This window comes from Methanobrevibacter sp. UBA417 (genome assembly GCF_002508845.1).
Classification (GTDB): Archaea; Methanobacteriota; Methanobacteria; order Methanobacteriales; family Methanobacteriaceae; genus Methanobrevibacter_A; species Methanobrevibacter_A acididurans.
This window is the reverse complement of record NZ_DAZC01000006.1, coordinates 1-7,257: the sequence shown is the minus strand read 5'-3', so window position 1 is coordinate 7,257 and position 7,257 is coordinate 1. Positions and strand designations below refer to the sequence as shown.

At 25.6% G+C, this 7,257-nt stretch carries 9 protein-coding genes; 7 read left to right on the top strand and 2 right to left on the bottom strand.

From position 1 onward, the window contains the following. The first annotated feature begins 158 nt into the window (after window positions 1-158). Window positions 159-1,310 (top strand): pyridoxal phosphate-dependent aminotransferase, encoded by a 1,152-nt coding sequence (locus BP769_RS00820; RefSeq protein WP_413825638.1) that lies wholly within the window; start codon window positions 159-161, stop codon window positions 1,308-1,310. Window positions 1,311-1,431: 121 nt separating this feature from the next. On the opposite strand, the gene BP769_RS00815 is transcribed toward BP769_RS00820, so the two are convergent. Beyond that, window positions 1,432-3,210, bottom strand: a complete 1,779-nt coding sequence (locus tag BP769_RS00815) for a ribosome biogenesis/translation initiation ATPase RLI (RefSeq protein ID WP_413825641.1) — start codon at window positions 3,208-3,210, stop codon at window positions 1,432-1,434. A gap of 154 nt (window positions 3,211-3,364) precedes the next feature. Here BP769_RS00815 and pth2 point away from each other — a divergent pair, with 154 nt between their 5' ends. The 5 genes from pth2 (at window position 3,365) to BP769_RS00790 (ending at window position 5,457) form a co-directional block, all read left to right on the top strand. Next, entirely contained in the window at window positions 3,365-3,703 is a 339-nt protein-coding gene (gene pth2, locus BP769_RS00810) for a peptidyl-tRNA hydrolase Pth2 (protein WP_409198023.1), read from the top strand. Window positions 3,704-3,790: 87 nt separating this feature from the next. Then, entirely contained in the window at window positions 3,791-4,474 is a 684-nt protein-coding gene (locus BP769_RS00805; RefSeq protein WP_413825709.1) for a delta 1-pyrroline-5-carboxylate synthetase, read from the top strand. After that, on the top strand, window positions 4,462-4,623 hold the full coding sequence (locus tag BP769_RS00800; RefSeq protein WP_409198022.1) for a zinc finger domain-containing protein: 162 nt from the start codon (window positions 4,462-4,464) through the stop codon (window positions 4,621-4,623). Before BP769_RS00805 ends, BP769_RS00800 begins: the two co-directional genes overlap by 13 nt. 56 nt (window positions 4,624-4,679) lie before the next feature. Continuing rightward, window positions 4,680-4,949, top strand: coding sequence for an elongation factor 1-beta (locus tag BP769_RS00795; RefSeq protein WP_409198021.1), 270 nt, complete (start codon window positions 4,680-4,682; stop codon window positions 4,947-4,949). A 112-nt stretch (window positions 4,950-5,061) separates the two neighbouring features. Continuing rightward, window positions 5,062-5,457 (top strand): hypothetical protein, encoded by a 396-nt coding sequence (locus BP769_RS00790; protein WP_413825643.1) that lies wholly within the window; start codon window positions 5,062-5,064, stop codon window positions 5,455-5,457. An 18-nt stretch (window positions 5,458-5,475) separates the two neighbouring features. Here the strand turns inward: BP769_RS00790 and BP769_RS00785 are convergent, their stop codons facing one another. Continuing rightward, the gene (locus BP769_RS00785) at window positions 5,476-6,015 is read right to left on the bottom strand and encodes a tetratricopeptide repeat protein (RefSeq protein WP_413825646.1); all 540 of its coding nucleotides are present in this window, start codon (window positions 6,013-6,015) and stop codon (window positions 5,476-5,478) included. Between the two features lie 243 nt (window positions 6,016-6,258). Here BP769_RS00785 and BP769_RS00780 point away from each other — a divergent pair, with 243 nt between their 5' ends. After that, on the top strand, window positions 6,259-6,978 hold the full coding sequence (locus BP769_RS00780) for a Nif3-like dinuclear metal center hexameric protein (RefSeq protein ID WP_413825649.1): 720 nt from the start codon (window positions 6,259-6,261) through the stop codon (window positions 6,976-6,978). The last annotated feature ends 279 nt before the right edge of the window (window positions 6,979-7,257 follow it).

Below are 7,257 nucleotides of genomic sequence, written 5' to 3'. Positions count from 1 at the left end.
AAAATAGGGTTTCTACAGAGCCATTATTTATTAAAATTTATTTGTTTTTATAAAAAATTTTATTAACAAGTTAAAAGATATACTTCTATGAATATTTAATTTATAAAAAATTTTTTATTATTCTTAATGAAAATGTTTTTATATATTTAGTGATAGTTATGATTCCAAAAAAAGAACATGGGAAAAAACTAAGAAAAGCTCCTAAAGGATTTAAAACAGCTAATGATTTCTTTGAAGAACTTTTCCTTGATGAAGATTTAATATGGATGGGTCAAAATACTAACCACTTACATGATGAAAACTTTGTAAGAGATGCTATGATTAAAGCTGTGGAAAGTAAAGATTATTGTAAATATCCTCCACCAGAAGGTCTCAGTGAATTAAAAGAATTAGTATTAAAAGATTTAGATCTTGAAGATATGGATTTAGTTATTACTGCTGGAGCAACAACCGCTCTTTATTACTGTATGAGTGATTTATTAAGTCCAAATGATAATGTTATATCTCCGGATCCAGGTTATTTGATTATTGACAATTTTGCTAGTCGTTTTGCTAAAGAAGTTAAATCTATACCTATTTATAATGAAGAATGTGGTTATAAATTAACTCCCGATTTGGTAAAAGAAAATATTGATGAAAATACTGGTCTTATTATTCTAATTGATCCTTTAAACCCGTTAGGTGGTGCATATACAGAGGATGAAATTAAAGAATTTGCAAAAATCGCTAAAGATAATGATTTATTTTTATTACATGATATTACATATAGAGATTTCTCTAGAAAACATTATCTTGCCGCAAATTATGCGCCAGAAAACACCATAACTGTTTATAGTTTTTCTAAAATTTTTGGTATGGCAGGAATTAGAGTAGGTGCTTTAGTTTCAACTCATGAAGTTATGAATTCAGTTAGACAAGTTTTAATTGATGATTTAGGAACAAATGTTATAGCCCAATATGGTGCTATTGAAGCACTTAAATCTAAACCCGATTGGATAGATTATGTGAAAGATACAACATTTAATAATCAAAAAATTATTAAAGATGCAGTGGATGAATGTGATGGTGTTTTTATAGTTAGATATCCATCTGATGCTAATATGTTGGCTATTGACCTTTCAGGTGCGAATATTAATCCTAAAGACATGTCAAAATACTTATTAGAACGTAATGTATTTACTCGTGAAGGACAGTATACTAGTAAAAAATTTGGTGATAAATATTTACGTGTTAGTTTTTCTGTTCCACCTGAAGATGTAAAGGTCTTTGCTGATGAATTTAAAAAAGCAGTAGAAGTTTTACGAAAATAATTTTTTTATATTTTTTTTTAATTTAATAAAGAATTTTTTTGGGTTTTTTTAAAAACCCAAATTTTTTAAAAAAAACTTTTTTTGAAAATTTTATTATATTATTTATTGAATATATTTTTTTTTATTCTAATTTTAAATAGTAATATTCGCCTTGTTCTTTTTGTTCTCTATCAAGGTAACTATCTAATTTATTAACTCTTGGACGTTTTGTTTCTTTATCCCGTCTAAATGTTATGTTTAAATCTTTTAAAAATATATTCATTGAAGTTCTAAGATCGGAGGGTGCTGTTGCATTACCATTTAATCCTGGTTCTCCTTGGAATACCATTGCTCTGTCTGATACATAATCGATAAATACTATATCGTGGTCTATGATTAATGAAGCAGCATTTTTACTTTCTACGATTTTGCTTATTGTTCTTCCTGCGGTTAATCTTTGTTCTACATCCAAAAATGCTGTTGGTTCATCAAATAAGTATATATCAGCATCTTTTGCTAAAGTTGTTGCTACAGCAACTCTTTGTAATTCTCCTCCACTTAAATCTTTAATATTTTTATCTAATAATTCATCAAGTGCAAATGGTTTTCCTATTTCACTTTTAAATATATTTGAACCGTAAGTTGGTGCATTCATATATAAGAAGCTTTCTACTGTGCCTTCAAAGTCTGAAACAATATATTGAGGTTTGTAAGCTATTTTAACTTTTTGTTCTACTCTACCTTTGTTTGCTTCTTCTTCACCGGCTAATATTTTTGCAAATGTTGTTTTTCCCATTCCATTGGATCCAAATGCTGTTACTATTTCGTCATGATAGATTTCTCCAGCTTTTGCATTTAATTCAAATCCTTTAAATTTTTTATTAATATCAGAATAGTTGGTTAATATGTTTCCTTCATCTTCAGGGGTTGGTGGTCTTATATCAAATTCTATGGGTTTATTTCGTATTCTTACATTTTCTTCTTTTAGGAATCCGTTAATGTAAGCATTTATTCCTACTCTTACTCCTTTCATACTTGAAACTACACCATATGCTCCAGGTTGGCCGTATAATACATGAATGTTATCACTTAATGCATCTAATGTTGCAAGATCGTGTTCTATGATTAATACTGTTTTGTTATCTTCTGCTAGTGATCTTATTACTTTGGTTGCATTTATTCTTTGTCTCACATCTAACCATGATGTAGGTTCATCAAAGTAGTAAAAATCACCTTCTCGTAGTACGGTTGCTGCTATGGCTACTTTTTGAAGTTCTCCTCCACTGAGGTTTTTCATATCTCTTTCTAAGACACTTTCTAAGTCTAAATTTTCTACTATGTAATCAAATTGGTTTCTTTCATCTACATTAGTTAGTAATGTTTTTACGTTACCTTTAACTACTTTAGGTAGTTGGTCTACCATTTGTGGTTTGTGTATTGTTTTTATTTCTCCTTTTTGTAAACTTTTGAAGTAATTTTGTAATGAAGAACCCTTGTAATATTCTATTACTTCTTCCCAATTTCCTGGTTTTTCAAAGTTTCCTAAATTTGGTATTATTTCTCCTGAAAGTATGTTCATTATTGTGGATTTTCCTATTCCATTTTGTCCAAGTAAACCAACTACTTTTCCTTGTTTTAGTGTTGGTAATCCGAATAATTCAAATTGATTTTGTCCAAATCGGTGTATTGGGTCTTCTAATGCTTCTGGTAAATTTATTACTTTTATTGCTTCAAATGGACATCTATTTGTGCAAATTCCACATCCAGAACATAGTTCTTCAGATATTAATGGTTTTTTATTGTTTTCATCTATTACTATTGTGTCTTCATCCATTCGGACTCCTGGACAGTACTCTATACAAACATAGTTACATTTTTTGGGTTGGCATCTATCTTGGTCTAATATAGAAATTCTACTCATTTTTAATCTCTCTTTTCCCTTTATATTTTTGTGATTTTATTGTTATTTTGAAAAAAATAATTTTTTATTAATTTTTAGTATTATAAGTTATATATTTATTAAAGATTATGTTTAAATATTTGTATATGTTAATTAAATTTGAGATGATTTTTAAATGAAACAAGTTATTGTTGTTCGTAATGATCTTAAGATGGGTAAAGGTAAATTAGCTGCTCAATGTTGTCATGCTTGTCTTGGATCTTATGAAAAAGTTAATTCTAGTGTGATTCGTAGATGGGAGTCTGAGGGTTCAGCTAAGGTTGTTCTTAAGGTTTCTTCTTTAGATGATCTTTTTGTTATTAAAGAAATGGCTAAGAAAAATAATATTCCTAATTTTTTAGTAACTGATGCTGGAAGAACCCAGTTACCTACATCAACTATTACATGTTTGGGTATTGGGCCTGATGAAGATGAAATTATTGATAAGGTCACTCAAGATTTAAAGTTGTTATGAGTTAACTATCAATTTAATTATAAACTTCTTTATTTAAATGATAGTTAATTTTTATTAAGAATATTGTTTTTTGAAAAATTATTTTTGGTGATTAAAATTATTGATTGGGTTATAAAAATTGGGGGAAGTTTAGTTCCAGAAAGTGCAATATCTCTTATAAACGAATTAAAAGGAACTAATACATTACTTGTTATTGGTGGGGGAGAATTTGCAAACTTAATTAGAAAATATGATATGGAAATAGGATTTTCTAATGATGTTACTCATGAAACTGCTATAAATTCAATGGATATTTTAGCTAAATTATTAAATGATAAATTTAATTTTACAAAATTAGCTAAAACAATTAATCAAGCAGTAAAAATATCAAATGAAGGTAAAATACCTATTTTGTTATGTTCTGAGTTATTGTTGATTGAAGATCCATTTGAACATACTTGGGATGTGACTTCTGATTCTATTGCAGCATATGTTTCACACCTCATAAATGCAAAACTTTTAATAGCAACAAATGTAAATGGTATATATACTCGACAACCTACACTAGAGGGGTCCAAATTTATTGAAGAAATTGATGTAAAAAAACTACTAACTTTTGAAGAATCATCAATAGACTTAATGTTGCCCTCTACTTTAATACGATTCGAGTCTGATTGTTACATTGTTAATGGAAACTTTCCTAAGAGAGTTTTATCAATAATTACAAATCAAGGGAACTTTGATGCGTTCCCATATACATATATTAAAGGTGATAAAAAATGGAAAAAATAATTTGCCAATCTTGTAAACAAGAAATACCACAAATTGAACCTTATGTTCAATTTAAATGTCCACAATGTGGTAAACTCATCGCTAGATGTGAAAAATGTAGAACTTTCGGTCACTCTTATAAATGTGACTGTGGATTTGAAGGACCATAAGATTAAAATTTAAGTTTTAATCTTATTTTTTTTACTATTTAATTGGAGGAATGATTATGGGAGATGTTGTAGCAACTATTAAAGTAATGCCTGTAAGCCCAGAAACTGATTTAGAACAATTAAAATCAGATATTAAATCTAATATACCTGATGATGCAGAATTTTACCAAATTGAAGAAGAACCAATAGCATTCGGTTTAGTAGCTTTAAATACTATGGTTGTTGTTGATGATGGTGAAGGTGGATCTGAATCTACTGAAGCAGCTTTAAGTAATCTTAAAGATGTAGAAAGTATTCAAGTAACTGATGTTCGAAGATTAATGTAAAAATTTTCTAGTTTTTACGTTAAACTTAACTTTTTTTTAAATTTTTTATTATACTAATTTAGTATAAAATTAACATAGCTTTTTTTATAGATAAATAATTAAATATTATATTATGGCATTATTTAATAAAGATTCTGCAAAAGAAAAAGTTAAAGAATTTACCGGAGGATTTTCATTAAGCCAAGACTTTAAAAATAAATTGGAGTCAAATGGTTTAGAAGTGGATTATGGTCCTAAAATTCAAATATTATTAAAGCAAGATGTTAATAATGGTTTACCTGCAAATCAAGTTGAAGATCGTTTAAATTTTTATATTAAAAAAGCAGTATTAGAAAAGATTGAAAATCAAAATGTTGAAAATTTTAATATCAAAAATGAAGATGTTTCAATTAAGCAAATTAAAAAAGAGTTAGATAATTTAAATTATCAAAATCAAATTTTAGTTAAGCAAATTGAAATTTTAAAAAAACAAAATGATGACATTTTAAAAAGGTTAAATGAAAAATAAACTTTGTCATGAAAAAAATTAAGTTTTACTTTTTATATGATTTTTTATTTCTTCAATTTCAGGATTATATGGACTTATATTTAAAATCATTTCACATATATTCAAGGATTTTTTATAATCTTTCAATTCATTTAAAATTTTTACTTTTAAAATTAATAATTCAATATTATTTTGATTAACTTTTAATCCTTTATTACAAGTATTTAATGCTTCTTGAAATTTATCTTGCTTTTTATAAATTTCTACTTCTTTAATTATTGCTGATAAATTATTTTTATCTTTTTTTAAAATATAATTAATATATTTATGTGCATTATCATATTTTTCTTTTTTACAGTTGTTTTCTGCTATTTTTATTAGTATCATTTTCCAATAATTTAATAAAATGATTAATGTTAATATAATAGATAGGAATGCAACATTCCAATCATTTATTATTAAACTTATTAGAAATATTATTATTAAAGCACCTAAAAATAAATTATCGTACCATTGCCATATTTTTGCTTTTTTTCTTCCTCTTTTGTAACTTTCATGGTACAAGGTTTTAATATTCATTTTTTTTACTCCTATAATTAATTTAAAAAGTTATTTTCTTATTATTGGATGATATAATTAAATTTTATTTTCTTTTAATTATTTTTATATTCTGTTCATATGTATAAATACTTTTTTACTAATTAGTAATACTTTTTTAATCATTTTTTAAAAATAGTATTATTTCATTTTTATTTTTATAAAAACTATTTAAATAATAAAAATATAATCCTATTTAATAATAAGAAAAAAGTGAAAAATATTATGTTAACTATAAATATTTTTAAAGCTATAGATGAAATGATTCCTAAAGAATTAGCTTTAAAAGAAGATAAAATAGGATATTTTGGAATAAATTACCAAAATTCCGAAATAAAAAACATCAAAGTCATGATGGATATATTACCCAAAAATGATGATTCTTTCAATAAAGGAGATTTAGTTATAACACATCATCCCCCAATTTTCACACCAAGAACACCAACGTATACGGTCCACACAAACTGGGATGTTTATAAAGGAGGATCTAGTGATGCATTAGCTAAAAGTTTAAACTTAAAAGTAATGTCAACATTTGATATAACAACAGGTTTAGGACGTATATGTTCATGTTATCGGACACTTGAAGAAATATTAAACACAATTTCTCAAAGATTTAATGAAGAAAATACAAGAGTGATTAATGGTAGAAACCCTAATAAAATTGTAAAAAAAATTGCTATTTTAGCAGGAAATGGATTAAGCAACTTAAATTACATAAAATTAGCAAAAGAAAGAAATGTTGATGTTTTCATATCTGGAGATTTAAATCATCAATCAAGTATTTTAGCTGAAAAATTAAACTTAACATTAATTGATTTATCTTATTATTATAGTGAAATACCAGGATTATATGCTTTAGCAGATTTAATATCTTCAATTGGTATTCCAATTGAAGTAATAGATTCAGGTGTTCCATGGGATTATATTAAAAACTTAAAATAAATTAAAAAATTTTTTCATAAATTTTTCAAGGTATTTATTTTTTTATCATACATAATTAATAATATTTTGAATATTATTATTACTTATTTATAATAAATGTTTTTTTAATATTAAAATTTTCATGAAAATGGAGATTAATAAATAAATTATGTAGTAAGGTATTAAGATTAGGAGTGATGAACTTGATTAATTATAAAATTATTGAATTATCTGAACTAAAATTTTCATTATATAAAGTTCAAAAATTTTTATTAAATTTAGGCTCTGTAGAAACCCTAT

Bases quoted from the DNA above. Each gene is read 5' to 3' on its own strand.
- BP769_RS00820 (WP_413825638.1), top strand. From the start codon at position 159: ATGATTCCAAAAAAAGAACATGGGAAAAAACTAAGAAAAGCTCCTAAA.
- BP769_RS00815 (WP_413825641.1), bottom strand. From the start codon at position 3,210: ATGAGTAGAATTTCTATATTAGACCAAGATAGATGCCAACCCAAAAAA.
- pth2 (WP_409198023.1), top strand. From the start codon at position 3,365: ATGAAACAAGTTATTGTTGTTCGTAATGATCTTAAGATGGGTAAAGGT.
- BP769_RS00800 (WP_409198022.1), top strand. From the start codon at position 4,462: ATGGAAAAAATAATTTGCCAATCTTGTAAACAAGAAATACCACAAATT.
- BP769_RS00795 (WP_409198021.1), top strand. From the start codon at position 4,680: ATGGGAGATGTTGTAGCAACTATTAAAGTAATGCCTGTAAGCCCAGAA.
- BP769_RS00790 (WP_413825643.1), top strand. From the start codon at position 5,062: ATGGCATTATTTAATAAAGATTCTGCAAAAGAAAAAGTTAAAGAATTT.
- BP769_RS00785 (WP_413825646.1), bottom strand. From the start codon at position 6,015: ATGAATATTAAAACCTTGTACCATGAAAGTTACAAAAGAGGAAGAAAA.
- BP769_RS00780 (WP_413825649.1), top strand. From the start codon at position 6,259: ATGTTAACTATAAATATTTTTAAAGCTATAGATGAAATGATTCCTAAA.